Below are 24,900 nucleotides of genomic sequence, written 5' to 3' on the forward strand. Positions count from 1 at the left end.
AAATCAAGGCTACGCCTCCCCAGCCGTTCCATGCAGGCCGGGCCGGTCTTCGTCGTGCAAGTCACATCGGAAGGCGGGTTTCGGCGCAGGAATTGGCGGGAAACAAGCATGGTTCCGCTTCACTCCGGGTACGCGGGACCGCAGCTACGGCCCCTTGGACCGTACCCCTTGAAAGGAACACGCAGAACGTGCCCTTCCGGTTCGAACCATATGTCAACCTCGCGGTTGCGGAATCCCCGGAAGAGTGACCTGAATGCGGCAACCGCGAGCAGATTCGGCCACGCCGATGCGTCCGCCGTGCAGATCCACCGCCCAGCGCGCGATCGCCAGGCCCAGGCCCGTACCGCCGTCGCTGCCCGGCCCGTGCGGGGACGGCACCTCGCCGCGGTTGAAACGCTCGAAGACCCGGTGCCGCTCGGACTCCGGAATGCCCGGCCCCTCGTCCAGGACCTCCAGCGCCAGCGACTCCGGCCCGGCGCCGCGCCGCGCCAGGACGGTGACCCGGCCGTGCGGCGGGCTGTGCTTGACAGCGTTGTCGACCAGATTCGCCACCACCTGGTGCAGCCGCTCCGCGTCCGCGTGCGCGGTCAGCTCGGGCGGCGACACATCCAGATGCAGATGTACGTCCTTACGGGTGTGGTTCCCCGAACCGGAGGACAGCCGGCGGTGCGAGGCGGCGAGGTTCGCCTCCTTCAGCACGCCCGACAGATACGGCCACACCTCGAAACGGCGGGCCTTCAGCGTGACCACCCCGCTGTCCAGACGGGACAGGTCCAGCAGCGTCTCCACCAGCCTGCCGAGCCGCTCCGTCTGCTTCAGCGCCGTCCGCATGGTCTCGGGATCGGCCGAGGACACCCCGTCCACGACGTTCTCCAGCACGGCTCTCAGCGCCGCGATGGGGGTCCGCAACTCATGCGACACATTGGCCACCAACTCCTTGCGGTGCCGGTCCACGGCCTCCAGATCGTCCGCCATGAGGTTGATCGTCTGGGCCAGGTCGCCGAGCTCGTCGCGCCGGTCGGCACCACTCACCCGTCTGGTGTAGTCGCCGTGCGAGATCGACCGGGCCACGGTCGTCATCTCGTCCAGCGGCGCCGTCAGGCCGTGCGCCACGAACTGGGTGATCAGCAGGGTCGCGATCACCGAGAACACCGTGATGAAGCGGAGCTCCGTCCGGGTGCGCAGGGCCACCATCAGCAGCCCGGTGGTGATGAACACCGAGACCACCACCAGCGTGCCCAGCTTGGCCTTGACCGAAAAGGGGCGCAGTCCGGAACCGGGCCGAGTCATGGGGACGGGGTCTCCAGGGCGTAGCCGACTCCGTGCACGGTACGGATCCGCTCCGCACCGATCTTCCGGCGCAGCGCCTTGATGTGACTGTCGACGGTACGGGTGCCGGAGGCGTCCGCCCAGTCCCAGACCTCGGCCAGCAACTGCTCCCGGGAGAGCACCGCGCGCGGCGTATTGGCCAGGCAGACCAGGAGATCGAACTCGGTCGGCGTGAGGTGGACGTCGTCGGCGCGCACCCGGACCCGGCGCTGCGCGTGATCGATCTCCAGCTCTCCGAGGCGCAGTATGCCGCTGCGCGGAGTGACCGCGGCCAGTGCCGCCCGCTCCACCCGGCGCAGCAGTACGTGCACCCGGGCCGCCAGCTCACGCATCGAGAACGGCTTGGTCATGTAGTCGTCGGCGCCGACCCCGAGACCGACCAGCATGTCGGTCTCGTCGTCCCTGGCGGTCAGCATGAGCACCGGCACCGGCCGCTGGGCCTGCACGCGGCGGCAGACCTCCAGGCCGTCGAAGCCGGGAAGCATGATGTCGAGCACCATCAGATCGGGCTGCCACGCCTCGGCCGCGTCCACGGCCGCGGGCCCGTCGAGTGCGGTCTGCACCAGGAAGCCCTCCGCCCGCAGCCGGGCGGAAATGGCATCGACGATCGTGGCGTCGTCCTCGACCACCAGCACCCGGCGCTGCGCGCCCGGGGTGGCCGCGACACCGTTGTGGGTGGTGTGTGTCTGTTCCATCGCCCCGCCCCTGCCCGTTCTCACGGGGGTCATTCCCCCGGACGCACGGTCTTCGCTTGTGGATTTCACGGGTGATCCCGTCACCGGTCAGCAGCGTAAAGGCAGCGGGCCGCTCTCGGCTACGCAGGGTGTAACGGCAGGGGCGCGACGAAGTGGCGGAGTGTCGGCCTTGTGGCGCTTGGCCCCCGGGCGTCCGGGGGCCGAGAATGCCCGACGAGGGCTCTCAGAGTGTCCGAAGTGCGAGATGCACCACGTCGGGAACACCTCGGGCAACACGCACCTCTTCCGTCCGTACCCCGCTGAATCCGGCATTCCGCAGAGCCTGTTCGAAATCCGCGGACGGCTGTGCGGACCAGACCGCGAGAACGCCGCCCGGCGTCAGCCGCTCCCGGCAGTCCGCCAGACCGGCGGGGGAGTACAGGCTCGTGTTGTCCTCGGTGACGGTCCAGTCCGGTCCGTTGTCGATGTCCAGGCACAGAGCGTCGTAACGGTCCGTAGTCGTGCGCAGGTACGAGACGAGATCCGTCGTCAGGATCTCGGTCCGCGGATCGGCGAGCGCCGCGTCGGAGATCCGGGCCAGCGGCCCCGCCCGGTGCCAGTCCACGATCGCCTGCTCCCGCTCGACGACGGCGATCCGCCCCCACCGCGGCTCGGCGGCGGCCCGCACGAGCGAGAACCCGACCCCGAGCCCTCCGATGAGCACCGCGGGTGCCGTCCGGCCGTCGGGCAGGGCGGCCAGCGCCGCGTCGATCAGCAGCCGCTCGGAGCGCCCGTCCGAGGTGTCCATGAGGAAGCATCCGTTGGCGATGATCTCGAAGTCGTCCCCCCGCTCCCGGAGGACGACTTCGCCGTACGGGCCTTCCCGGCGGTCGAGCGTGAGGGGGGCGAGGGGGTCGGGGCCGTGGATCTCGGGCATGGTGTGGCTCTCCGGTCGATGGCGGACGTGAGGGACGGACGCGGGCGGCGGATGCGGTGACCGCCGCGGTCCCCGCCATCCTGGTCGGTCCGCGCGTCCAGGGGCCAGCGGATTGCCGGATTCATCCGAAGGCCGGCGGATTGCTGGATTCGTACAAGGCGCCGTCAGGCATGGCCGGTGCGCAGGCGCGGTCCGTAGAGGCCATCGGGCATGGCCGGCGCGCGGGCGCGATGCGTATGACCGGCGCACGGGCACGGCGCGTATGACCGGCGCACGGGCACGGCGCGTATAACCGGCGCACAGGCACGGTGCGTATAAGAGGACGTGCGGCCGGTTCGCACGCCGCTCGGGTCATGGACAGCACGGAGATGATCACGTTGCTTCGCGGGCTTGTACGGAAGGGGCCTCGTGCGGTGCGTCAGGGCAGGGGCAGGGGCAGGGGCAGGGCGGTTCGCGAAGACGGGCCCGCGGCCCCGCTGCCCGACGCCGTTCCGCGCCGGCGCCGTACGGAAGGCATCGCCTCTCCACCTGTCCGGGAACTCCGGGCGGGCGGTACGGCGCGGTGGGCCCGCCGGTGCCTGCGGCTGCTGCCGACGCCCACCGGTACCCCGTTCACCTTCGGGTACCTGCTGGTGCTCGTCGCCACGTCCCTCTTCATGGAGTACGGCGATCCGGACACCGTCTCCACCGTGCTGCGTGAATCGAGCACGGACGTCGCACATCTGCGCGAAACCCCGCTGCTGGTCCTGGTCGCCAGTGCCCTGTGGGTCGTCGGCGGGCTCGGTTCCCCGTACGTCCTCGGCTTCGCTCTGGTGCTGACCGCGCTGGAACGCCGCGTCGGGGGACGGCGCGCCGCCGGGGTGTTCCTGCTCGGCCATGTCGTGGCGACCCTCGCCACCGAGATCCCGGTCGGACTGTCCGTGGCGGCCGGTCGTCTGCCGGAGTCCTCACTGCACCAGCTCGACTACGGCATCAGCTTCGGGGTGATGGCGGGCGTGGGTGCGCTCGCCGGGCTGCTCACGCCGTGGCCGCGGGGGCTGGTACTCGGCGCGGTCGGCGCGATGCTGCTGCGTGATCTGCTCGATGTCGGCAACCCCCTCGCCGCCTGGGGCCACCCGCTGGCGCTGCTGGTGGGCCTGGCCTGCCGACCGCTGCTGCGCCGCGCCGGTGCGGCGGGGGGCGCGGGGGTCAGGGGCGCGGGGCCTTCTTGCCGTGGACGGCGAGATACTCGGCTGCCAGCCAGGGCGCCAGATCGTCGATGAGCAGCGCGAGGACGGCCGGGTCGGCGGACGGGGTGCGGCCCGTGCGCGCGGCCGTCCGCATCTGTTCGATCCGCTCCGGGTGGTCCGGGTAGTAGCGGGCGAACACCTCGGCGGACTCGGTCAGGTCGCTGGTCCAGCCGCCCCACCGCGGCATGACCAGCGTGAAGCCCGACCGGACGAGGCGGCGGCCGACGCCACGGCTGAGGCTTCGGCGTTCGGCGTCCGTGGTGGCTTCGGCGGACCGCCGCCGCCAGCGGGGGAGCAAGAGGTGGAGATCCCCGTTGGTCTCCCGGGCGAGCAGTGGAGTGGGGCGGTAGCGCGGCAGCCGTGCGGCGAGGTCCTCGCCCAGCAGTGGGGTGCAGAGGCAGGCGAGGAAGAAGCCGAGATCATTGCGTTCGAATGTGCTGGTGAGGGTCTCGGCGGCGGCGAGAAGGACACCGACCCCGTCGATCTGGCCGAACGAGCTGTCCAGCTCGGCCTCGATGGCCCGGGCCGCCGCCCGGTCGGCCTCGGTGGGCTCGGCGCGCAGGGCGAGTAGCAGGTCCAGATCGGAGACACCGGGAACAGCCGTGCCGCGCGGAATGCTCCCGTAGATGTACGCGCTGTGCAGCCGCGCGTCGTCGAACGCCTCGGTGATCCGGGCGCTGGCCGCCTCGACCACGGGGGCGAACACCACCGGCACCCGGCTCAGCGAGCCCTCCCGCCGGATCGTTCCGTCCGGGCTCAGCCCTCTGCCGTCGTTCGTACCCGTACCCGTACTCGCACTCTCGCTCATGTCGGCACTCTGCCCGGTGTTCCGGCCGGTTGCCGATGGGTTTTCGCCGACGGGAGCGGCTCGGACGGTCCGGAATCGACCGGAGCGGCTCGGAATCGACCGGAGCGGCTCGGACGGTCCGGAATCAAGGGGGCGCGCGTGGGGTTCAGCCTGCGTGCGGGGTCCGACGCGGCCGTCCGGCGCGCGAACGCCTCAGGCGATCGCTCACGGCGAACATGCCCTGGGGAACAAGGGGCGGCTCACAAGCATTGAGTCTGCATAGCTCAACTTGACTGCCGAAGGGGAGATCATGGCTATCGATTCCAATGCGGTCACTCCGCTCGCCCTGCCTGTGCTGCCGCTCGACGACGAGGTCGTGCTGCCGGGCATGGTGGTGCCTCTGGACCTGTCCGACACCGATGTACGCGCCGCCGTGGAGGCCGCACAGGCCGCAGCCCGTGAGGGTGGTGGCAAGCCCGAGGTGCTTCTGGTGCCGCGGGTCGACGGGACGTACGCCGGCACCGGTGTCATCGGCACCGTCGAGCAGGTCGGACGGCTTTCGGACGGGGATCCGGGCGCGCTCATCCGCGGCCGTGGCCGGGTGCGGATCGGAGCCGGGACCAGTGGACCGGGCGGGGCGCTCTGGGTGGAGGGGACACGGGTCGACGAGGCCGTCCCCGACCCGCTCCCCGGGGCCGCCGCCGAGCTGGTCAAGGAGTACAAGGCTCTCGCCACCAGCTGGCTGAAGAAGCGCGGTGCCTGGCAGGTCGTGGACCGGGTCCAGCAGATCGAGGACATCTCCGCGCTCGCCGACAACTCCGGCTACTCGCCCTTCCTCACCACGGCCCAGAAGGTGCAGCTCCTGGAGACCGTCGACGCGGTCGCCCGGCTGAAGCTCGCCATCCGGTGGCTCGGTGAACACCTCGCCGAACAGGATGTCGCCGAGTCCATCGCCAAGGACGTCCAGGAGGGCGTCGACAAGCAGCAGCGCGAATTCCTGCTGCGGCGCCAGCTCGACGCCGTACGCAAGGAGCTCGCCGATCTCAACGGCGGTCCTGGTTCCGGCGCAGACGAGTCCGACGACTACCGGGTGCGCGTCGAGGCCGCCGGACTTCCCGAGCACGTCCGTGAGGCCGCGCTCAAGGAGGTCGACAAGCTGGAGCGCTCCTCCGATCAGAGCCCCGAGGGCTCCTGGATCAGGACCTGGCTCGACACCGTTCTCGAACTGCCGTGGACGGAGCGGACCGAGGACGCGTACGACATCCCCGGCGCCCAGCGCATCCTCGACGCCGAGCACGCGGGCCTGCAGGACGTGAAGGAGCGGATCACCGAGTACCTGGCCGTCCGCAAGCGGCGTGCCGAGCGCGGTCTCGGCGTCGTCGGCGGACGGCGCGGCGGTGCCGTACTGGCGCTGGTGGGCCCTCCGGGCGTGGGAAAGACCTCGCTCGGTGAGTCCGTCGCGCACGCCATGGGCCGCAAGTTCGTCCGCGTCGCGCTCGGCGGTGTGCGGGACGAGGCGGAGATCCGCGGACACCGGCGCACCTACGTCGGTGCGCTGCCGGGACGCATCGTCCGGGCCGTCAAGGAGGCCGGTTCGATGAACCCGGTCGTCCTGCTCGACGAGATCGACAAGGTCGGCTCCGACTTCCGGGGCGACCCGGCGGCCGCTCTGCTCGAAGTCCTCGACCCGGCCCAGAACCACACCTTCCGCGACCACTACCTGGAGGTCGAGCTCGACCTCAGCGACGTCGTCTTCCTCGCGACGGCCAACGTCCTCGAAGCCATCCCGGAGGCCCTGCTCGACCGGATGGAGCTGGTCAGGCTCGACGGCTACACCGAGGACGAGAAGGTCGTCATCGCACGTGACCACCTGCTTCCGCGTCAGCTGGAGCGGGCCGGTCTGGAGAAGGACGAGGTGGCGCTCGACGAGTCCGCGCTGCGCAAGCTGGCCGGGGAGTACACCCGTGAAGCGGGCGTACGGAATCTGGAGCGGGCCGTCGCCCGGCTGCTCCGCAAGGTCGCCGCCCAGCACGAACTGGGCGCCAGGGAGCTTCCGTTCACGGTCACCGAGGCGGATCTGCGCGGTCTGGTCGGACGGCCGCACCATGTCCCCGAGTCCGCCCAGGACCCGGCCGAGCGCCGCACCGCGGTGCCGGGCGTGGCCACCGGACTCGCGGTGACCGGCGCCGGCGGCGACGTGCTGTTCGTGGAGGCGTCGCTGGCCGACCCGGAGACCGGGGCGTCCGGACTGACCCTCACCGGTCAGCTCGGCGACGTCATGAAGGAGTCCGCGCAGATCGCGCTGAGCTTCCTGCGGTCGCACGGCGCGGAGCTGGAGCTGCCCGTCGCGGACCTGAAGGACCGGGGGGCGCACATCCACTTCCCGGCGGGCGCGGTCCCGAAGGACGGCCCGAGCGCCGGCATCACGATGACGACGGCACTGGCCTCGCTGCTCTCCGGACGGCTGGTCCGGACGGATGTGGCGATGACCGGTGAGGTCTCGCTGACCGGACGGGTGCTGCCGATCGGCGGCCTGAAGCAGAAGCTGCTGGCCGCGCACCGGGCCGGGATCACCACCGTGGTGATCCCGAAGCGGAACGAGGCGGACCTGGACGATGTCCCGGCCGAGGTTCTGGACACCCTGGAGGTCCACCCGGTGACGGATGTGCGCCAGGTACTGGAGATCGCCCTCGCGCCGGCCTCCGCGGCCAGGCCGGGGGAGAGGATCCCGGCCGCGGCGTAGGCGCCATGGCGTGACGGGCGTGGCACCACGTGCGCGACCGGTACGGACGGCCCGCCTTCCCGGCGACGGGTGGGTGGGCCGTTCCGTGCGCGCGGGGTGCTCTCGCGCCTCCGCCGCCGGGGTGCGGCGGGTGTCCTCGCACGTCCGCCGTCCGCCGTCCGCCGTCCGCCGTCCGCCGTCCGGGGTGCGGTGGGTGCTTTTGTACGTCCGCCGTCGCGCGCGCCGGGCGCTCTCGCACCTCCGCCGTCGTGCGTGCGCCGGGTGCACTTCCCTTCCGTCCGCAGGGATCCGGAGTACGGATCCCTGCGGACGGTACTCCGGATCAGCGGTCGGTACTCCGGATCAGGGGCGGTAGATGGTCCCCGGGACCGGCTCGGCGGGGGCCATCAGCTGCGGGACGGTGACGAAGGTGTAGCCCTGCTTCTTCAGCGCGTCGATGATGCCGGGCACGGCGGGCACCGTCCCCTTGTAGATGTCGTGCAACAGGATGATGCCGTCCTTGCTCGCCTGATCCAGGATGCGCTTCTTGATCAGGGCCGAGTCGGTCGTGGAGTAGTCCTTGGCGGTGGCGCTCCACAGGATCTGGGAGAGTCCCAGGTCCTTGCTGATGTCCGAGACGGTGTCGTCGGTGCGGCCCTGCGGCGGGCGCATCAGACGCGGCTTCGTGCCGGTGATCTCCGCTATCGCGTCCTGCGTCTTCTTCAGCTCGGCGCGTATCTCGGCCGGCTTCTTGTCCGTCAGGATCTCGTGGGACCAGGTGTGGTTGGCCACCTCGTGCCCCTCGGCGGCGAGCCTGCGCACGGTGTCGGGGTGCTGCTTGACGTGGTTCTTGCCCAGCAGGAAGAAGGTCGCGTGCACCTTCTTCTCCTTGAGGATGTCCAGCAGATGCGGGGTGTCCTCGCCCGGCCCCGCGTCGAAGGTCAGCGCTATGCACTTCGCCTTGCGGCAGTCCACCGGGCCGAAGGTGCCCTTGGCGTCGGAGCCCGCGTCACCGCGCGCCGAGCCCGGCGCGGTGGTCTGCATGGAGCAGCCGCTCAGCGTCAGGGTGAGTGCCGTCACAAGGGCGGCGGCCAACCCCGTACCGATCGACTTCGTCTTCATGGACAAGGCGGGTCACTCCTCCGTTGCTGAACAGGGCACACGATGTGCGACTTAGAAGGACTATACATGTGGTGTATACATCAGATGCATAGAGGTCTTCGGTCTCGGCCCGGCGGGAGAAATGCCTGGCCACAGGGGTGAATAGAGGAGAGCCCCGGCGACTGGGTGGGTCACCGGGGCTCGATTGTGCGACGTGGCGGACCGCGCGGGCGCGGCGGGCCGGCTCAGCCGTTGGCGAGAGCCTGCACGCGGTCGAGCGCGCCGTTGAAGTGGCTGTGGTCGCCGACGTACGGGCCGGACGAGGTGTACTGCCACATCGTGTAGAAGCCCCAGCCGGCCGGGAGCTCGCCGACCGTGCTGCTGTAACGGGCCACCCACAGCGGGTTGGTGGCGCCGAAGCTCGCGTTGTTCCCGGTGCAGGCCTGCCACCAGCTGGTCGCGGTGTAAATGACCGCGTCGCGGCCGGTGCGCGCCTTGTAGGTGTTCACGAAGTCGCGGATCCAGGAGACCATGGAGGCTTGGCTCAGGCCGTAGCACTGGTCGCCGTACGGGTTCCACTCGATGTCGAGCGCGCCCGGCAGGGTCTTGCCGTCCTTGGACCAGCCGCCCCCGTGGTCCACGAAGTAGTTGGCCTGGACGGCGCCACTCGTGGTGTTCGGGGTGGCGAAGTGGTACGAGCCCCGGATCATGCCGACGTTGTACGAGCCGTTGTACTGCTGGGCGAAGTACGGGTTCGTGTAGTAGGTGCCCTCGGTGGCCTTGGTGTAGGCCCACTTCACGCCACTGTTCCAGAGGGACGGCCAGTCGGCGTTGCCCTGGTAGCTGGCGACGTCCACGCCTTCGGTCTGGGCGGCGCGGGTGTCGCGCGGCAGTCCGCCCTGGCCGTCGTGGGCCACGACGCCCATGCCCATCGTGGCCGTGCCCCGCGCGGGCTTCTTGGCCGCGGCGGCGGAGTCGTGGGCACCCGCCGCGTTTGCCGCGCCGGGCAGGGTGAGGAGGAGGGAGAGGGCTGCGAGCAGGGTTCCTGCCGCCGCGAAGCGCGGGCGGCGGGACGTTCCGGATCCGGATCTGAGCACCGGCATGTGAGTGCCTCCGAGGCCTCGGTGGGGGGACGCGCTGATCCCAGGGGCGCGGGGGGCACCCCTGTAGACATGCCATGGTGTGAACATGCCATGGCATGACGCTACGCACGTAGACCCATGTCGCGGAAGGGGGTCTGGGCGCTGCCGTTGGTCTACGCCTGCGAAATACTGGCCGAGCTGCGGCGATGACCAGCGGCGAAAGAAACTTTCAGTGGCGGGAAAGCTCATGAGGGGTGTTGACGTGCACGGGAGCGAAAGCGGTAGTGAACCCGGCGCGACCGGAGAAAGTGGTGTGGACCACGCATTCCTTGCGCTGGAGCGGGAGTTGGCCGTTTTCCTGCGCCGGGCACGGGCCAATTCCGGGGAGATGGCGCGCGAGGTCCACCCCGAACTGGAGGCCGCCGCCTACGGACTTCTCGTGCGGCTGGAGTCGGCAGGGCGGCAGCGGGCCACTGATCTTGCGGCCTATTTCGGCGTCGGCAAGGCGACGATGAGCCGTCAACTGCGTGCCCTGGAAGACCTCGGGCTGGTGGCACGCGAGCCCGATCCGGCGGACGGCCGGGCCTTCCTCGTCCGCCTCACCGCCGAGGGGCTGGCCCGCTACCGCAGTGTCCGCGACGCCCGCCGCGACCGCTACGTGCGCAAGCTCGCCGACTGGGACAGGGCCGAGGTGGCCGAACTGGCCCGGCTGCTGCACCACTTGAACGCCCGCGCGGAGGACTGACGCGTCGGGCCCTGAGCCCCGGGTACCGGATCACGGGCCTCGGGGTACCGGATCACGGTTCGTTGTCCCGGGGTCCGGCGGTTCGGCGCCCGGCCCCGATCGGGCGCCTGACCCCCGTCGGGCGTCCGGCCCCGCCCCGTCGGCGGCCCGTCCCTGGCCCGTCCCCGTTTCCCGTCGCTTCCCGTCACAGCACCGCGTAGACCGCCGTCGCGTCGTCATGCGTCTTGCTGCGGCGCAGACGCGCGCGCTCCGTGTCCGCGTCCTCCAGTGCCCTGACCCGGTCGATCAGTCCCTGTGTCCCCTCCTTGCGGAGCACCCCGAGGCAGTCCGCCCAGCCGCCCTCGCGGAACATCTCCGTCCAGCGGGCCGCCCCGTCGGTCATCGCGGCCAGCGCCCGGACCCGGCCGAGCGGGGTGCGTCCGGTGACCGCGCGGGTCGCCACGGAGGGGTCCGCGGCGGCCGTGAAGAAGCCGCCCTCCTTGTTCCGCACCGTGGCGTCGGCGATCGCCTCACTGGCCAGCGAGCCCGCCGGCAGGCGGTTCAGCCGGTCGTCGAGGAGGGGGCGCACGGATCCGTCGAGCGCCTCGAACAGGAGTACTGAATCGGAGAGCACCAGATGTTCGATCTCACGTTCGTCCCAGCGCACCATGACGACCGTCGCCTGCGGCGTCCTTACGTGAGAAAGGTCACACGAGGAGCGGTGTGCATCGGCGGTGCGTCGAATGGACTCGGCCAAAATCTCTTGGAGGGTCAGATCGCGTCGCGAATCAGACAGTTCGACCAGTGAGCCACCCAGTCGTGCGGTGAACCAGGGGACCGAGTGCACACAACCGTCGGCACCCTGCGGCGGAGTCACTCCGTCGAGCAGGATCAGCGTCCCACCTTGGCCGGAAGCGGGCAGGGCGGTGGCGACCCAGTCCTCGTTCGGGCGGTCGGTGCTGCCGGCGACGGTGGCGAGTTCGATGCGCATGCGGTCAGTCTGCACGATGCCTTCACGGGCCCTGCACGACCCAAGATTGGCCTGTACCAGCAGGTCAGGCGGGTGCCTGGAGCGGAAGGAGAGGCTCCGTGCGGGATGCGGGCGGGCATCTTGCCAAAGCGCGGGCGGAAGTTCCAGCCAGCGGTCCAGGTGTGCCGGACGCGCTCCGAGGGCAGACTTGTTCGTCAACTCCGGAGTGATGTTCACTCGTTCAGGTGGCGGAGTGGTTGATGTGCGCCCCCCTCTCAAAAGCACTGGAATGGTCAGAAGCCGTACCAGCGGTCGGGGCGCTCGTTCACATGTGACCGTGCGTCACCTCTGCTTCAAGGGCGGACGAGTCAAGAATGCGAGCACCGGTGCAGAAGAAGCGGCCTCGGAGCAAGGGCAGCAGGCACAGCGGTTCCGGGGTGACGCCTCCGGCACCCGCCGAGAGCGAGGGCACCCGGCGCACCGCGCGCGTACGCAGTCGGCTGGTCGCCGGTGTCGCGGTCGTCGGTATCACCGTCATCGCCGCGGGCGCGCCCGCGGCCCTCGGTGCCTCCTCCGACCTGAACGAGTCGCAGCGGCTGGTCACCCTCGCCGAGCTGAACCAGCAGGCCATCGCGCTCGCCCACGCCCTCGCGGACGAACGTGACGAGGTCACCTCCTACATCGCGGCCGGCCGCGACGAGAAGTCCGGCCCGGGGGCGAAGGGCAAGGGCGACCCCGGCAGCCGGAGCGCCCGCGTCGACCAGCAGGTGGACGAGATCAGGGGTGCGGCCCCGGCCGCACTGCGCCGCGACCTCTCCACCATCCCCTCCCTGCGCCGCGACGCGCTCAGCGGCAAGGGCACGGCGCTGGAGGCCCATCAGGCGTACTCGGAGGTCATCGCCAAGCTCCACGACCTCGCCGACGAACTCGCCGAGAAGACCCCGCCGCGCGCCGCCGAGGCCACCCGCGCCCCGCTCGCCCTCGGCCGGGCCACCGAGCAGGCCTCCGTCACCCGGGGGCTGCTGCTCGCCGCGCTCTCCGTGCCCGGAAAGGCGTCGGTCCCGCAGACCGACCCGTTCACCGGCCTGCCCGTCCAGGGCCAGGACCAGGGCAGCAGCAAGGACGACCGCACCCGCGACGAGCTGAGTGCCGCCGCCCAGCAGGCCCGGGTGGGCGAGCTCTCCTCGCTCGCCGACTTCGACCAGGCCGCGGGCTCCACCGCCCGAGACAAGCTGTCGTCCACCGTCACCGGGCCCGAGGTCAACAGCGCGGAGAAGTACCTCAACTCCCTCACCGACCGCCCCGAGCTGTCCGACTCCGACCAGCGGGTCAGCAGCAAGAAGGTCGAGGCGGCGCTCTCCGCCCGGATCGACCGGATGCGGGGTGTCGAATCGGCCCTCGGCACCGCACAGGTCCAGCGTCTGGAGCAGCTGCGCGACGACGACGTCACCGCGCTCGAACTGCGGATCGCGCTGCTCGGCGGCTGTCTGCTGATCGCCGTCGGCGTCTCCACCGCCGTGGCCCGCACCCTCACCCAGCCGCTCGCCGTCCTGCGCATCGGTGCCGCCCGCCTCGCCGCGGAGCCCGACACCGCCGAACCGATCCGCTACACCGGCCGCAACGACGAGTTCGCCCAGGTCGTACGGTCCATCAACGCCCTGCACGGCAAGCTGCACGGACTGCTCCACGAGTTCAACGGCCGCTTCGAGAGCCTGGAGACCGAACACGCCGAGCTGGTCGCCGGACGTGAGGCGCTCACCCTCCAGCGCGCCGAACTCCAGGTCATGACCTCCGACCTCACCGCCCAGCTGGAGCGGCTGAAGAACACGGTCCACCACACCTTCGTCAACCTCTCACTGCGCACCCTCGGCCTCGTCGAGCGCCAGCTCGGGGTCATCGAGAGCCTGGAGGAGCGGGAGCACGACCCGGAGCGGCTGGCCACCCTCTTCAAGCTCGACCACATGGCCACGGTCATGCGCCGGCACAGCGAGAACATGCTGGTCCTCGCGGGCGCCGAGCACGGGCACGGGCACGCGAGCCCGATCCCGCTGGTCGACGTGTTGCGCGCGGCCGTCTCGGAGATCGAGCGGTACGAGCGGGTCACCATCCAGTCCCTGCCGCCGCACGCCCAGATCGCCGGCTTCGCCGCCGACGACCTCAGCCACCTCGTCGCCGAACTCCTGGAGAACGCGACCTCCTTCTCGCCGCCGGACTCCCATGTCCAGCTCTCCGGCTGGCTGCTGGAGACCGGCGAGGTGATGCTCTCCGTCCAGGACGAGGGCATCGGGATGTCGGCCGCGCGGTTGAGCGAGCTCAACACCCGGCTCGGCGACCCGACGTTGTTCGATGCGGGTGAGCGGGACGACAAGGGGGCGCCCGGGGCCGGACTCGGCCTCCAGGTCACCTCCCTGCTGGCCGCGCGCCACGGCGTACGGGTCCAGCTGCGCGACCACAGCGGCAGCGGGGTCACGGCGGTCGTCGTCCTGCCCAAGACCCTGCTGCCGAAGGCACCACCGGCCGCCACGCCGCCGCCGGTGCAGGTCTCCGGAGACGCGCCCGCGCTGAACCTTCCGGGGTCGGTCGCCGAGGCCAACTCCAACGCGCTGCCGACGCGCACGCTCGCCCTGCCGGGCGACCCGCTGATCGCGGCGGCGGAGCAGACGATCCGCGAGTCCGGGGCCGCTTCCGAGCCCGTGCCCGAGCACGCCCCGGACAGCGCCCCCGCGCCCGCCCCGGCAGCGGCCGAGGCCGAGGCGGAGATCACGATGCAGGTCCGCCTTCCGGTGGTTCCGGAGTTCGCGGACACCTCGGAGTTCACGGCGCCCGACCCGTACACCGTCGGCCCCGACCGCCACGAGCGCACGGCCGACGAGTTCCCGGAGCCGTACACCGCGCAGGCGCAGGCGCAGGCGCAGGCGCAGGCGCAGGCCCAAGCCCAAGCCCAAGCCCAAGCTCAGGCCCAGGCACCCGCGCCGTACGCCGCCCCGGCCCCCGCTCCTGCCCCGGAGCCGTACACCGCCCCCGTCCCGGCCCCCGCGCCCGTCGCCGACGCCCTGCCCGGTCCCCGGAAGCCGGAGCAGCAGCCACAGGAGCACCAGCCGCAGCAGGAGCGCATCACGGACAAGGGGCTGCCCAAGCGCACCCCCAAGGTCGTCAAGCCCACCACGGCGCCCAGCGCCGAGCGCAAGGGCAGCCTGGACAAGGAGGCGCTGCGCCGTCGGCTCGGCGGCTTCCACCAGGGCGCGAGGGACGGCCGCCGGGACGTCGAGGCGGAGATCGCCGAGATCACGGCGAACCAGCCGTTCCCCGGGGCCGCGGCACACGCCGGACGCCCCGCACACACCGAGCACAGTGAGTCGGCCGACCGTACCGACGGCCGAACCGATGAGACGGGGGACACAGTCGAGGAGGCACGCAGTTGACTGCGCCCAGCACATTCGGGCTGAGTACCGAGGCCCGGAACCTTCACTGGTTGCTGAGCAATCTGGTGGAGGAGGTGCCAGGGGTCCACTCGGTCACGGTCGTCTCTTCCGACGGACTGATGCTGCTCTCCTCCGACCCCGGCCATCTCGCCACCCAGGCCACCGGCCGGCAGGACGGCCCCAAGGGCTCCAGCGCCGACCTGGCCACCATCGTCTCCGGCATCGGCAGTCTCACCGCCGGCGCCGCCAAGCTGATGGACGGCGGCGGCGTCAAGCAGACGATGGTCGCCATGGACGAGGGCAGCGTCTTCGTCATGTCGATCAGCGACGGCTCGCTGCTCGGTGTGCACGCCACCCCGGACTGCGACATGGGCGTCATCGCCTACCACATGGCGCTCTTCGTCGGCCGAGCCGGACACGTACTCACCCCCGAACTCCGCAGTGAACTGCGCAAATCGATGGAGAGCGCCCAGTGACGCCCCCTGCTGAACCCGCCCGCAGGCTCCCCGTCCGCGGGTCCGACCGAAGGCCCGCACGGGTCCGCCCGTACTCCCTCACCGGCGGCCGCACCCGCTTCGGCCACGTCCTGCTCGTCGAGACGTTCGTCGCCGCGCTCGAAGCGCCCGAGGAGCGCCGCGAGCTGACCAACGGCAACCTGGCCACCCGTGTCATGCCGGAGCTCCAGGCCATCGTCGAGATCTGCCGCCGGATGCGTACGGTCGCGGAGATCTCCGCCCTGCTGAAGATGCCCCTCGGCGTGGTCCGGGTGCTGCTCAGCGACTTGGCCGACCAGGGAAAGATCCGCGTGTACGGGACCGGGCACGGCACCGGCCAGCCCGACCGCGCACTGCTCGAAAGGGTGCTCAATGGACTCCGCCGTCTCTGAGTCGCCGCTCTTCGCCCCGCGCCGGCCGAGGGCCGAGGACCAGGCCGAGGAATCGCTGCAGGCCTGGCAGCTGGACCACACCAGGGCCCCCATCGCCACGAAGATCGTGGTCGCGGGCGGATTCGGCGTGGGCAAGACGACCTTCGTGGGGTCCGTCTCCGAGATCACCCCGCTGAAGACCGAAGCGATGATGACCCAGGCCAGCGAGGAGACCGACGATCTCTCCGCGACGCCCGACAAGGTCACCACGACCGTCGCGATGGACTTCGGCCGGCTCACGCTCGACGACGACCTCGTGCTGTACGTGTTCGGCACACCGGGCCAGCAGCGCTTCTGGTTCATGTGGGACGACCTGGTGCGCGGCGCGATCGGCGCGGTCGTCCTCGCCGACACCCGGCGGCTCGCCGACTGCTTCCCCGCACTCGACTACTTCGAGAGCTGCAGCCTGCCGTACATCGTCGCCGTCAACCACTTCGAGGGAACGCCGGGGTTCGAGGCGGAGGACGTCAGGGAGGCCCTGACCGTCCCCCCGCACGTGCCTGTTGTGATCATGGACGCGCGTAACAGGATCACCGTCGTCGAGTCGCTGCTGGCCCTCGTGGGCCACGCACTCGACGCCACCCCGGCATAGCTCGCACGCCATACGTAACGGAGAACCGCGATGCGGAAGATACTCATAGTCGGAGCCGGCCAGTCCGGTCTCCAGCTCGCCCTCGGACTGCAGTCCAGAGGGTACGAAGTCACCCTGATGTCCAACCGCACCGCCGACGAGATCCGGTCCGGCCGGGTCATGTCGACCCAGTGCATGTTCCACACCGCGCTCCAGCACGAGCGCGACTACCAGCTCAACTTCTGGGAGTCCCAGGCCCCGCGCGTCGAGGGCCTCGGCGTCTCGGTCGCCGCGCCCGACTCCTCGCGCGCCGTCGACTGGGTCGGCAAGCTGGACGGCTTCGCCCAGTCCGTCGACCAGCGCGTGAAGATGGCCGGCTGGATGGAGACGTTCGCCCAGCGCGGCGGACAGCTCGTCATCCACGGCGCCGCCGTCTCCGACCTGGACTACTTCTCCCGCACCTACGACCTGGTGATGGTCTCCGCGGGCAAGGGCGAGCTGGTCTCCATGTTCGGCCGGGACGCGTCCCGTTCGCCGTTCGACGCCCCGCAGCGCGCCCTGGCCGTCGCGTACGTCCACGGCATGGGCCCGCGCCCCGAGCACCCCGAGTTCGACGCGGTCCGCTGCAACCTGGTCCCCGGCGTCGGCGAGCTCTTCGTGATGCCGACCCTGACCACGTCCGGCCGCGCCGACATCCTGTTCTGGGAGGGCGTCCCGGGCGGCCCGCTCGACGCGTTCCAGGGCATCAAGGACCCCTCCGAGCACCTCGCCAAGACGCTGGAGCTCATGGAGCGGTTCACGCCGTGGGAGTACGCCCGTGCCACCAAGGTCGAACTGACCGACGCCAACGGCACCCTGGCGGGCCGCTACGCCCCGACCGTCCGCAAGCCGATCGGCCGGCTGCCCAGCGGCGGCCTGGTCCTCGGGGTGGCCGACGTCGTCGTCGCCAACGACCCGATCACCGGCCAGGGCTCCAACTCGGCCTCCAAGTGCGCCAACGCGTACCTGGACTCGATCATCGAGCACGGCGACCGGGAGTTCGACGCGGACTGGATGCAGGCCACGTTCGACCGCTACTGGGACACCGCGCAGCACGTCGTGAAGTGGACCAACGCGATGCTCGGCGTACCGCCGGAGCACGTGCTGAACCTGATCGGCGCCGCCGGCCAGCTCCAGCCGGTCGCCAACCGCTTCGCCAACGGCTTCAACAACCCGGCGGACTTCGAGAACTTCTTCTTCGACCCGGAGAAGACGAACGCGTACCTCGCCGAGGTCTCTGCGGCCGTGTAGGCGTCCGACCCGCACAGTAGCGGTCAACGTTGGTGAACGTCGGCGGCTGCGGGCCGTCGTCGGACGGCCCACGGACGGCCCGGCCACCGACGCGGCGAGCGGCCCTGGCACCCCCCGTGACAGTCAGGGGCTCGTGCCCCCAAACCCTTGGGCAGACACGGTGGCGGGCGGTTTCCGGGCGCCCACGCCAAGACGCGGTGGTCGTGGTATTCACAGACTCCGCCATCGCGCCGATACTGACAGTAACGGATCAGCAAGGGACCGCGGGACGGTTCCGCCAGACAAACGGGGGACCCGTGATCTCGATTGTTTCCACGGTGGTTCTGCTCGCGGCCGCGGCCGGGGCGTGCCTGGTCGTACTGCGCCGCAGAGGCGGCTCGGGGGAAAGTGGGGCACTGCAGCGCGGGGCAGCGGACCAGGGACTCGCACAAGGGCTGGGCGTGACCCCCAGGGCATGACCCCCGGACATGGGGCCGTGGCCGACAGAGCGGCAGAGGGCATCGCGACGGCCCACCGCAGGCTCCCGGTTCGGGGCTGACGGCCCGCAGTCGGCCCACGGAATGTCAGAGGCCCCTCATCTGCGGAGAGTTCGCAGGCGAGGGGCCTCTGACCGTGAGTGGCTTGTTTCTCCGACCCGGCCCGGCTGTCCTGTGCGCATGTCACGGCCCCGGGGCCTATTCCTCGGGCGCCGACGAGGAGCCGTACCCCGTGTCCGAGCCGGCGGTCGCACCCTGCGGGAGCTCCGGCGCCCGGTACGCGGACAGCGGCGCGGCCTGCGGATCCGGTCGTACGGCGCCCAGCAGCGGGTTCGATGCCATGGGGGAGACCTTCACCTGCGTGCCCGGCCGGGGCGCCTGCACCACCAGGCCGTTGCCGATGTACAGCGCCACGTGGGTGGCCTTCGGGAAGTAGATCACCAGGTCACCCGGGCGCAGCGCGTTCAGGGGCACCTTCGGCAGCTGCCGCCACTGTTCCTGCGAGGTCCGCGGAATGGTCCGGCCCGCCTTCGCCCAGGCCTGCGACGTGAGCCCCGAGCAGTCGAACGAATCCGGCCCCTCCGCGCCCCACACGTACGGCTTGCCGACCTGGCCCAACGCGTACTCGACCGCCTCGCCGCCCGCCCGGGACGGCGGCCTGACCGAGGACATCGCGCCCGAGGCGACCAGCGCGCCCTGGGCCTTCGCCGCGCCCTGCTGCTCCAGTCGGGACAGCTCGGCGAGCTGAACGGCGGAGAGCGTGGCCAGTTTCGCCTCGACGGCCTTGAGCCGCGACCGCACCGCGTCCCGCTGCTTCTTCTGCCGCGCGGCCAGGACCTGCTGCCGGTCCAGCACCTTGCGCGACTCGGCCGCCAGCTCGTCGGCGCGCTTCTCGGCGCCGGTGAGCCGCTTCACCGTCGCCGCCCGCCCGGCTGCCGCGTGCCGGAGCACATGTTCCTGGTCCAGGAGGTGCGCGGGGTCACGGGCCAGCAGCAACCGCAGGTACGACGAGAAGCCCGACCGCCCCTGATACTGCTCCCGGGCCAGTTGCCCCGCCGCGTCACGGCTGTCGGCCAGCGCGACCCGGGCGGCGGCGAGGGAGGCGTGGAGCTTCTTCGCCTGCGCCGTGCGCTTCTTCAGCTCCGCCGCGGTCCCGTTGTACGTCTCGGTGGCCTCCTCGGTCTGCTGGTACAGCTTCTGCAGATTGGTCAGCAGCCGGGCGACACCGTTGCTCGCGGCCGGCGGGGCCGGTGCGGGAGCGGCGGGCGGCTTCGCGGCGCCGCTCGCCGCGGGGCCCGGCTCCACGGGTGCGGCTGTCGCCGGCGAGGCTACGGCGATCGTGGCCAGTGCCGTGGCGCAGGCCACGCGCAGGATTCCGCCTGACACGACATCACCTCCGGGGGCGGGGCGAATCATGGGACTCCCCCATAAGCGAGCGCAACGCGTCCATACGGTCACTCGGCGCCGAGAGATGCAAGAACCCGGCGGTGTGGCGGCGGGAGGGTTCGCCCGGAAGGCGGTGAGCGGGCGCGGATGCCCGGGGCTTCGGCTCCGGCCTGTCCGGCGGCCCGCGATGCGGAATTCGGCGGGGTGGACGGCCGGGGCCGTCCCGTGGCGGGCGGCGAGGCCGCGCCACCGCTTCAACCGGGTGGCGCCCACCACGCGGCCGACCGTGTTTCTGCACCGGCCGGTCCGGCGGGAACGGGCGGTCCGGAGAGAACGGCCCGACCGGCGGGGGACGGCGGGAACGGCAGGAACGGACGGTCCGGCGGAACGGCCGGGGACGAAGCGGCTCGCTCGGTGGCCCGAACGAGACGGCTCAGGCGACCGGGAACGCGTAGAAGATCCGCTCGCGCTGGACGACGGCGGTCCTGCCGGACGGCAGCACCCGGTACGGGGCGGTGACGGTGGGCCCCTTCGGGTCCTGGGAGCCGATGTCCTGGAACTTCCACAGCCGCCGCCCGTCCTCCGCCGCGAATGCGGTGACCTGGGACGCGTCCGCGGCCAGCAGCGTCCTGCCGGTCGCGCTGAGGGCCACCGCGGGGGCGGCGGTGCCGGGTGCCGCCTCCGTCGAGCGCCGCCAGCGCAGCCGGCCGGTCTCCCGCTCGACCGCGCCCACTTCCTGGTTGCGGTTGGTGGTGTGCAGAAGCGTGCCAGTGACCACGGGGGTTCCGTACGGGGTTCCGGTGGTGCCGTTCAGCGTCCACTTCGGCTTGCCCGCGGGGAGCTCGAACGCCTGGAGATCGTCGCCCACCGCCGCGTACAGCAGGTCCCGGTCGTCGCCCAGGGCCGCCGCGTCTGCCGCGACCGTGCCGAACGACCGGCTCCACAGCTGCTTCCCGGTCTTCTGGTCGAAGCTCCGGAAGACGGCTTTCCCCTTGGCGGCCTTCACGTCGCCGGGGGTGAGCGTGGCCGGGCTCTGGCACACGACGAAACCGTCCTGTCCGGTCGAGACCAGCCGGTACACGGGGGCGGCGGGGCCGCGCCCGGCGGGTACGGGGGTCCGCCACAGCTCCTTGCGCCGGAGAATGTCGTAGGCGAAGAGGTACGCCTTGACGACCTGGGTGTCCTTGCCGCGCTTCTTGCCCTTCTTCGGGGGCGGGGCCTTGACGGTGGCCTTGTGGGAGCCGGTGAACCAGACCACCGGACCGAGCGTGCCGACGATCTCCGACACCGCGAGGTTCGGCGCCCCGGTGAACTGGTCCGCGTAGCCCGCCCGGTGCACGGTCTTGCCGTCCTTCGGCGACAGCCACAGGAACTCGGACGGACCCGCGACGAAACAGAGGTCCTTCCCGGCCGGCAGCGCGGCGCGCCCCTTGGCGGCGTCCGCGCTCTCCCAGACCCGGCGCCCGGTGCGCAGATCGACGCCGGTCGCCCCGTTCTCGCTGGTCAGCACCAGCAGCCGGCCGTTCCAGAGGGCGGCGGTGAGCGGTGGCGGTTCGGTCGCCGGGTGCCGGTACACCCAACGCGGCTGCGGTGGCAGCCCCGCGACGGCGGGGCCGCTCCGGCCCGGCGCGGGCTTGGCGTCGTCCGTGTCCCCGTCACCGGAGCCCAGCGCGAGCGCCCCACCACCGCCGACCACCAGTCCCGCGGCCCCGGCGGCGAGACCGATGAAGAGGCCGCGCCGGTCGAGGACGGGGGAGGCGGAGGTGGCTCGGGTGGCGTGGGGGGCGGCCGAGGCCGCGGGGGCCGTGTGGGCCGGAAGCGGGTGGGGCGGTATCGGCGCGACGGGCGGGAGCACCGCCGGGAGCCCGGCGGCGGGCCCGGCAGGCGCGCCGGTGAGCTCGTGCGGGACGGACAACTGGGTCGTCGGCCGGTCGCTCCTCGGTACGTGGCGCCCGATGTCGCCGAGTTGAGCGGTACGGGTGTCCCGGGCGGGGCCGGGCTCCGGGGCGGGTTCGCGGGCCGCTGCGCCGGCCGGGGTTGCCTTGTCCGCAGGCCCGTCCGCAGGCCCGTCCGTAAGCCCGTCCACGGGCTCGTCCGAAGGTCCGTTCTCAGGCCCGTCCGCAGGCCCGTCGACGGGCTCACCGGCCGATGCGCCGCCGGGCCCGTCCGCCGGGCCGCTCACCGGCGCGTCCTCCGGATGCCCAGCGTCGGCCAACTCCCGTACGCGTACTCCCTGTTCCGCCACCGCGGCCGCCAGCGGCCCCGGCAGCCAGCCGTTCTTCGCCGGGCCCGCCGCTCCCTCCGGGGCCAGCTCCGCCGCCACCGTTCCCGCGCTCGGCCGGTCGGCCGGGTCCTTCGCCAGGCAACGGGCGATCAGGTCGCGCAACTCCGCCGGGACGGCGCCGAGTTCGGGGTCCGTGCGGGCGATGCGCTCGGCGCCCTCGGTGGCCGGGCCGTCGGCGAACGGGGTCGTGCCGGTCGCCGCGTAGGCCAACAGCAGGCCCAGGACGAAGAGATCGGAGGCCGGTCCGGGTTTCTCGCCCTCGACCTGCTCCGGGGTGAGGTGGGCGAGCCGTACGGACAACTGCCCGCCGGGCCGGGCCTCGGCGGCGGCCGCGGCGGCCAGCGGGCCGAACGCGGCGAGCCGCGGTCCGTCCTCGGCCAGCAGGACCGTCCGGGGTGCCAATCCCTGGAGTACGGCTCCGGTGGCGTGCACACGGGAGAGGGTCTCGGCGATGCCCGCGCCCAGAATCCGCACGGCCCGTTCGGGAAGCGGACCCGCGACCTCGATCGCCTCGGAGAGCGTCAGCGCGGGTACGTAGGGGCCGAGCGTCCACAGCAGGCCGTCGTCCGCCTCGTTGTCCGGGGCATCGGCAGAGGCATCGGCAGGGGCATCGGCAGGGGCGTCCGACCGCGGCGGGACCCGGTCGCCGGCCAGCCGGTCCGCGATGCGGGCCTCTGCCAGGAAACGGCGCCGGAAGGCGGGCAGCGCGGCGAGTCCGGGGCGGGCGGCGGTGAGCAGCACGGGTCTGCCGGCGGCCGCGTCGTGTGCGAGGTACTGCACGGCGCTCGCGGTCTCGCGGAACCGCGCCAGCACGGTGTACGGACCGATGCGGCGTGGATCGTCCTGACGCAGCGCCTCCATGGCGCACCCCCTTGCTGACCGTGCCCTGGCACCAGAGCGTCGATCTTAGACCGGCCGCTCGGCCGCGCCCGGCCCCGTATCCTCAGTCCGGCTTCGACCAGGGCCACTTGGGGCTGTGCCGCTCCCGGCCCTCGGGGGCGTACTCGTACACCCAGCCGCGCGGAATCCCCAGCCGCTTGGAGTGGCCGGCCGGGACCCGGCGGTACGCGTACACGGTGGCGGGCCCGCCGTCGGCGGCCGGTACCGGGACCTCGTACCACTTGGGCGGGTGGCCGGTCGGGCCGACGAGGACGGGCAGTACCCGCCCGTCCAGGGGGCCGCCGGTGAAGGGGGTGTTCTCGCTTCTCACCGCCCCAGTCTGACCGATCAGCCCCGGGGCAGCAGATGGGCCGCTCCGCCGACGACCGGGATCAGCCGCTCCGCCAGCCGTCCGGCCGGGCCCGCGGCGGTCTCCAGCGGCAGCAGCTCCGTCACCGCCGACGCGGTCTCCGGGTCCGAGGCCGCCGTCGTCGCCAGCAGCGCGATCAGCTGGTCGACCAGCCAGTCGCGCAGGTCGGCCGCGGCGGGCTGCTTGCCCTCGTCCAGCCAGATCAGGGACGCCGCCTCGACGGCCGCGATCCAGGTGCGCACCATCATCCGCAGCCTGGGCCCCGGCGCGTCCCCCGCACCCGTGCCGCCCCGGCCCAGGTGCAGCAGGATCTGCTCGGCGGCCGCCCGCCGCACCTCGTCGACGATCGCCGTCGTGCGGGAGGTCTCCACGACACTGCCGCCGCGCAGCAGCGCGCTGAAACCGGTGTCGTGCTCGTCGACGAAGGCGAGATAGCGGTCCAGCACGTGCAGCACCCGCTCGGTGGGCGGTCCCACGGGCGGCTCGGTGAAGCACAGGATCAGCTGCTCGGCGGCGGACCTCAGCGCCGCCTCGTACAACTGCTGCCGCCCGCCCGGGAAGTAGCGGTAGACGAGCGGGCGGGAGACCCCGGCGACCGTCGCCACCTCGTCGAGCGAGACCTCGTCGGGGGCCCGGTGCGCGAACAGGGTGAGGGCCGCACCGAGGAGCTGGGTGCGGCGCTCCTCGACGCTGAGCCTTCGGTACGCACGGGTCGGCGGCGCGGCAGTCGTCATGCCATGAAGCCTAGGCGCTGCGGGCGCATGGGCAACGGGGCATCGCCTCACGCGAGCAGGCCCGACCGCTTCCACAGCCTGCGTCCCACCCCGTTCAGCACCCCGATGTCGTCGAAGAAGTCCGTCAGCCGCTTGGCTCCGCTCTGCATGACCTCCGCCCGGTGACCGCTCGCCTTCACCTGGGCGACGGCCTCGTGGCGGTCCAGGCCGACGCTCTCGTACACGTGCGGGTTGACGAAGCAGACGGAGAAGACGCGGGCCGCCTCGCCGCAGCTCACCCGGGTGAGTTCGCGCTCCCAGCGCGGCGCGGTCACCATCTGGCGGCGCAGCTCCTCGCGGGCGTAGCGGACGTGTCGCGCCTCCTCGACGACGTGGATGCGGGTCACGCCGCGCACCAGTGTCTGGACGCGCTCGTCCGGGAACGTCAGCCGCTGCATCCAGTCGAGGATCTCCTCGCCGAGCAGGGTCGCGGCGAACGAACCGGGCGTGGTGGACACGGTCTTCAGCACCCGTGCGAGGTTGTGGTAGACGCGCGGTACGGGGTAGTCGGGCGACCCGCTCCACTTGATCATGCGGCCGAACATCATCGAGTGCCGGCACTCGTCGGCTATCTCGGTGAGCGCGTAGCGGACGTGGTTGCTGGTCACCGGCTTGTCGTAGATGTGGCGGACCAGCAGCTGCATGAGGATGATCTCGAACCAGATGCCCAGCGAGGCCAGCGACGCGGCCTCGTGCCTGGACAGGTCCATCCGCTGCTCCTCGGACATCCTCCGCCACAGCGGGGTGTCGTAGAGCGAGACGAGCTCGGGCGGCCAGAACCACTTGCCGTCCTCGATCGCCGAGTCCCAGTCGAGTTCCTTGTCCGGATCGAAGGAATGCTTGGCCGAGGACGCGAGCAGCCGTTCGGCGGTCTGCTCGCGGTCCCGGAGCGGGCCGAGTGCGTCGCGGAGCAACTGCACGTCGCGTTCGGACACTGTGGTCATGGCTGGAGGCACCTCACCCATGGGT

General features: G+C 71.7%; 20 protein-coding genes. 8 read left to right on the forward strand and 12 right to left on the reverse strand.

Going from position 1 to position 24,900, the window contains the following annotated elements:
* Positions 1-213: 213 nt before the first annotated feature.
* The 3 genes from ACFVT1_RS12290 to ACFVT1_RS12300 form a co-directional block, all read right to left on the reverse strand.
* The gene (locus tag ACFVT1_RS12290; protein WP_389794439.1) at positions 214-1,290 is read right to left on the reverse strand and encodes an ATP-binding protein; all 1,077 of its coding nucleotides are present in this window, start codon (positions 1,288-1,290) and stop codon (positions 214-216) included.
* Positions 1,287-2,024, reverse strand: coding sequence for a response regulator transcription factor (locus ACFVT1_RS12295; protein ID WP_389794440.1), 738 nt, complete (start codon positions 2,022-2,024; stop codon positions 1,287-1,289). Before ACFVT1_RS12295 ends, ACFVT1_RS12290 begins: the two co-directional genes overlap by 4 nt.
* A 223-nt stretch (positions 2,025-2,247) precedes the next feature.
* Positions 2,248-2,940, reverse strand: coding sequence for a spermidine synthase (locus ACFVT1_RS12300; protein ID WP_389794441.1), 693 nt, complete (start codon positions 2,938-2,940; stop codon positions 2,248-2,250).
* Between the two features lie 413 nt (positions 2,941-3,353).
* Between ACFVT1_RS12300 and ACFVT1_RS12305 the strand changes: the two genes are divergently transcribed.
* A complete protein-coding gene (locus tag ACFVT1_RS12305; protein ID WP_389794442.1) occupies positions 3,354-4,202 on the forward strand; it encodes a rhomboid-like protein in 849 nt (282 codons plus the stop codon).
* Here the strand turns inward: ACFVT1_RS12305 and ACFVT1_RS12310 are convergent.
* Positions 4,129-4,977 (reverse strand): nucleotidyltransferase, encoded by an 849-nt coding sequence (locus ACFVT1_RS12310; protein ID WP_389794443.1) that lies wholly within the window; start codon positions 4,975-4,977, stop codon positions 4,129-4,131. The genes ACFVT1_RS12305 and ACFVT1_RS12310 overlap by 74 nt on opposite strands.
* Before the next feature lie 289 nt (positions 4,978-5,266).
* On the opposite strand from ACFVT1_RS12310, the gene lon reads away from it, so the two are divergent.
* Entirely contained in the window at positions 5,267-7,699 is a 2,433-nt protein-coding gene (gene lon, locus ACFVT1_RS12315) for an endopeptidase La (RefSeq protein WP_389794444.1), read from the forward strand.
* A 342-nt stretch (positions 7,700-8,041) separates the two neighbouring features.
* Here lon and ACFVT1_RS12320 read toward each other — a convergent pair whose 3' ends face one another.
* Complete coding sequence (locus tag ACFVT1_RS12320; protein ID WP_389794615.1) at positions 8,042-8,800, reverse strand: polysaccharide deacetylase family protein; 759 nt, start codon at positions 8,798-8,800, stop codon at positions 8,042-8,044.
* A 224-nt stretch (positions 8,801-9,024) separates the two neighbouring features.
* Complete coding sequence (locus tag ACFVT1_RS12325) at positions 9,025-9,882, reverse strand: lysozyme (protein WP_389794445.1); 858 nt, start codon at positions 9,880-9,882, stop codon at positions 9,025-9,027.
* A 226-nt stretch (positions 9,883-10,108) separates the two neighbouring features.
* On the opposite strand from ACFVT1_RS12325, the gene ACFVT1_RS12330 reads away from it, so the two are divergent.
* Positions 10,109-10,606, forward strand: a complete 498-nt coding sequence (locus ACFVT1_RS12330; protein WP_389794446.1) for a MarR family winged helix-turn-helix transcriptional regulator — start codon at positions 10,109-10,111, stop codon at positions 10,604-10,606.
* Positions 10,607-10,790: 184 nt separating this feature from the next.
* Here the strand turns inward: ACFVT1_RS12330 and ACFVT1_RS12335 are convergent, their stop codons facing one another.
* On the reverse strand, positions 10,791-11,576 hold the full coding sequence (locus ACFVT1_RS12335) for a protein phosphatase 2C domain-containing protein (protein ID WP_389794447.1): 786 nt from the start codon (positions 11,574-11,576) through the stop codon (positions 10,791-10,793).
* Positions 11,577-11,941: 365 nt separating this feature from the next.
* On the opposite strand from ACFVT1_RS12335, the gene ACFVT1_RS12340 reads away from it, so the two are divergent.
* From ACFVT1_RS12340 to ACFVT1_RS12360, 5 genes are read left to right on the forward strand one after another with little or no spacing between them, the layout of a single operon-like run.
* Positions 11,942-14,977 (forward strand): nitrate- and nitrite sensing domain-containing protein, encoded by a 3,036-nt coding sequence (locus ACFVT1_RS12340; RefSeq protein WP_389794617.1) that lies wholly within the window; start codon positions 11,942-11,944, stop codon positions 14,975-14,977.
* Complete coding sequence (locus tag ACFVT1_RS12345) at positions 14,974-15,453, forward strand: roadblock/LC7 domain-containing protein (RefSeq protein ID WP_389794448.1); 480 nt, start codon at positions 14,974-14,976, stop codon at positions 15,451-15,453. Before ACFVT1_RS12340 ends, ACFVT1_RS12345 begins: the two co-directional genes overlap by 4 nt.
* Positions 15,450-15,863, forward strand: coding sequence for a DUF742 domain-containing protein (locus ACFVT1_RS12350; protein ID WP_266357999.1), 414 nt, complete (start codon positions 15,450-15,452; stop codon positions 15,861-15,863). The genes ACFVT1_RS12345 and ACFVT1_RS12350 overlap by 4 nt, the downstream gene beginning before the upstream one ends.
* A complete protein-coding gene (locus ACFVT1_RS12355) occupies positions 15,844-16,494 on the forward strand; it encodes an ATP/GTP-binding protein (protein WP_389794450.1) in 651 nt (216 codons plus the stop codon). Before ACFVT1_RS12350 ends, ACFVT1_RS12355 begins: the two co-directional genes overlap by 20 nt.
* 30 nt (positions 16,495-16,524) lie before the next feature.
* On the forward strand, positions 16,525-17,763 hold the full coding sequence (locus tag ACFVT1_RS12360) for a styrene monooxygenase/indole monooxygenase family protein (RefSeq protein WP_389794451.1): 1,239 nt from the start codon (positions 16,525-16,527) through the stop codon (positions 17,761-17,763).
* 674 nt (positions 17,764-18,437) lie between these two features.
* Here ACFVT1_RS12360 and ACFVT1_RS12365 read toward each other — a convergent pair.
* The 5 genes from ACFVT1_RS12365 to ACFVT1_RS12385 all read right to left on the reverse strand — a co-directional run bounded on the left by ACFVT1_RS12365 (position 18,438) and on the right by ACFVT1_RS12385 (position 24,875).
* Positions 18,438-19,625: an NlpC/P60 family protein gene (locus ACFVT1_RS12365; protein WP_389794452.1), complete on the reverse strand. Its 1,188-nt coding sequence runs from the start codon at positions 19,623-19,625 to the stop codon at positions 18,438-18,440.
* A gap of 433 nt (positions 19,626-20,058) precedes the next feature.
* Positions 20,059-22,770 (reverse strand): PQQ-binding-like beta-propeller repeat protein, encoded by a 2,712-nt coding sequence (locus ACFVT1_RS12370; protein WP_389794453.1) that lies wholly within the window; start codon positions 22,768-22,770, stop codon positions 20,059-20,061.
* Between the two features lie 82 nt (positions 22,771-22,852).
* Positions 22,853-23,119, reverse strand: coding sequence for a hypothetical protein (locus tag ACFVT1_RS12375; protein ID WP_351202691.1), 267 nt, complete (start codon positions 23,117-23,119; stop codon positions 22,853-22,855).
* 17 nt (positions 23,120-23,136) lie between these two features.
* Positions 23,137-23,892, reverse strand: coding sequence for a TetR/AcrR family transcriptional regulator (locus tag ACFVT1_RS12380; protein WP_362200901.1), 756 nt, complete (start codon positions 23,890-23,892; stop codon positions 23,137-23,139).
* 47 nt (positions 23,893-23,939) lie between these two features.
* Positions 23,940-24,875 carry a diiron oxygenase gene (locus ACFVT1_RS12385; protein WP_389794454.1) on the reverse strand — a complete coding sequence of 312 codons (936 nt, stop codon included), beginning with the start codon at positions 24,873-24,875 and terminating at the stop codon, positions 23,940-23,942.
* Positions 24,876-24,900: the final 25 nt, after the last annotated feature.

The sequence above is a fragment of the Streptomyces sp. NPDC057963 genome, from assembly GCF_042887155.1.
In the GTDB taxonomy this organism is placed as follows: Bacteria; Actinomycetota; Actinomycetes; order Streptomycetales; family Streptomycetaceae; genus Streptomyces.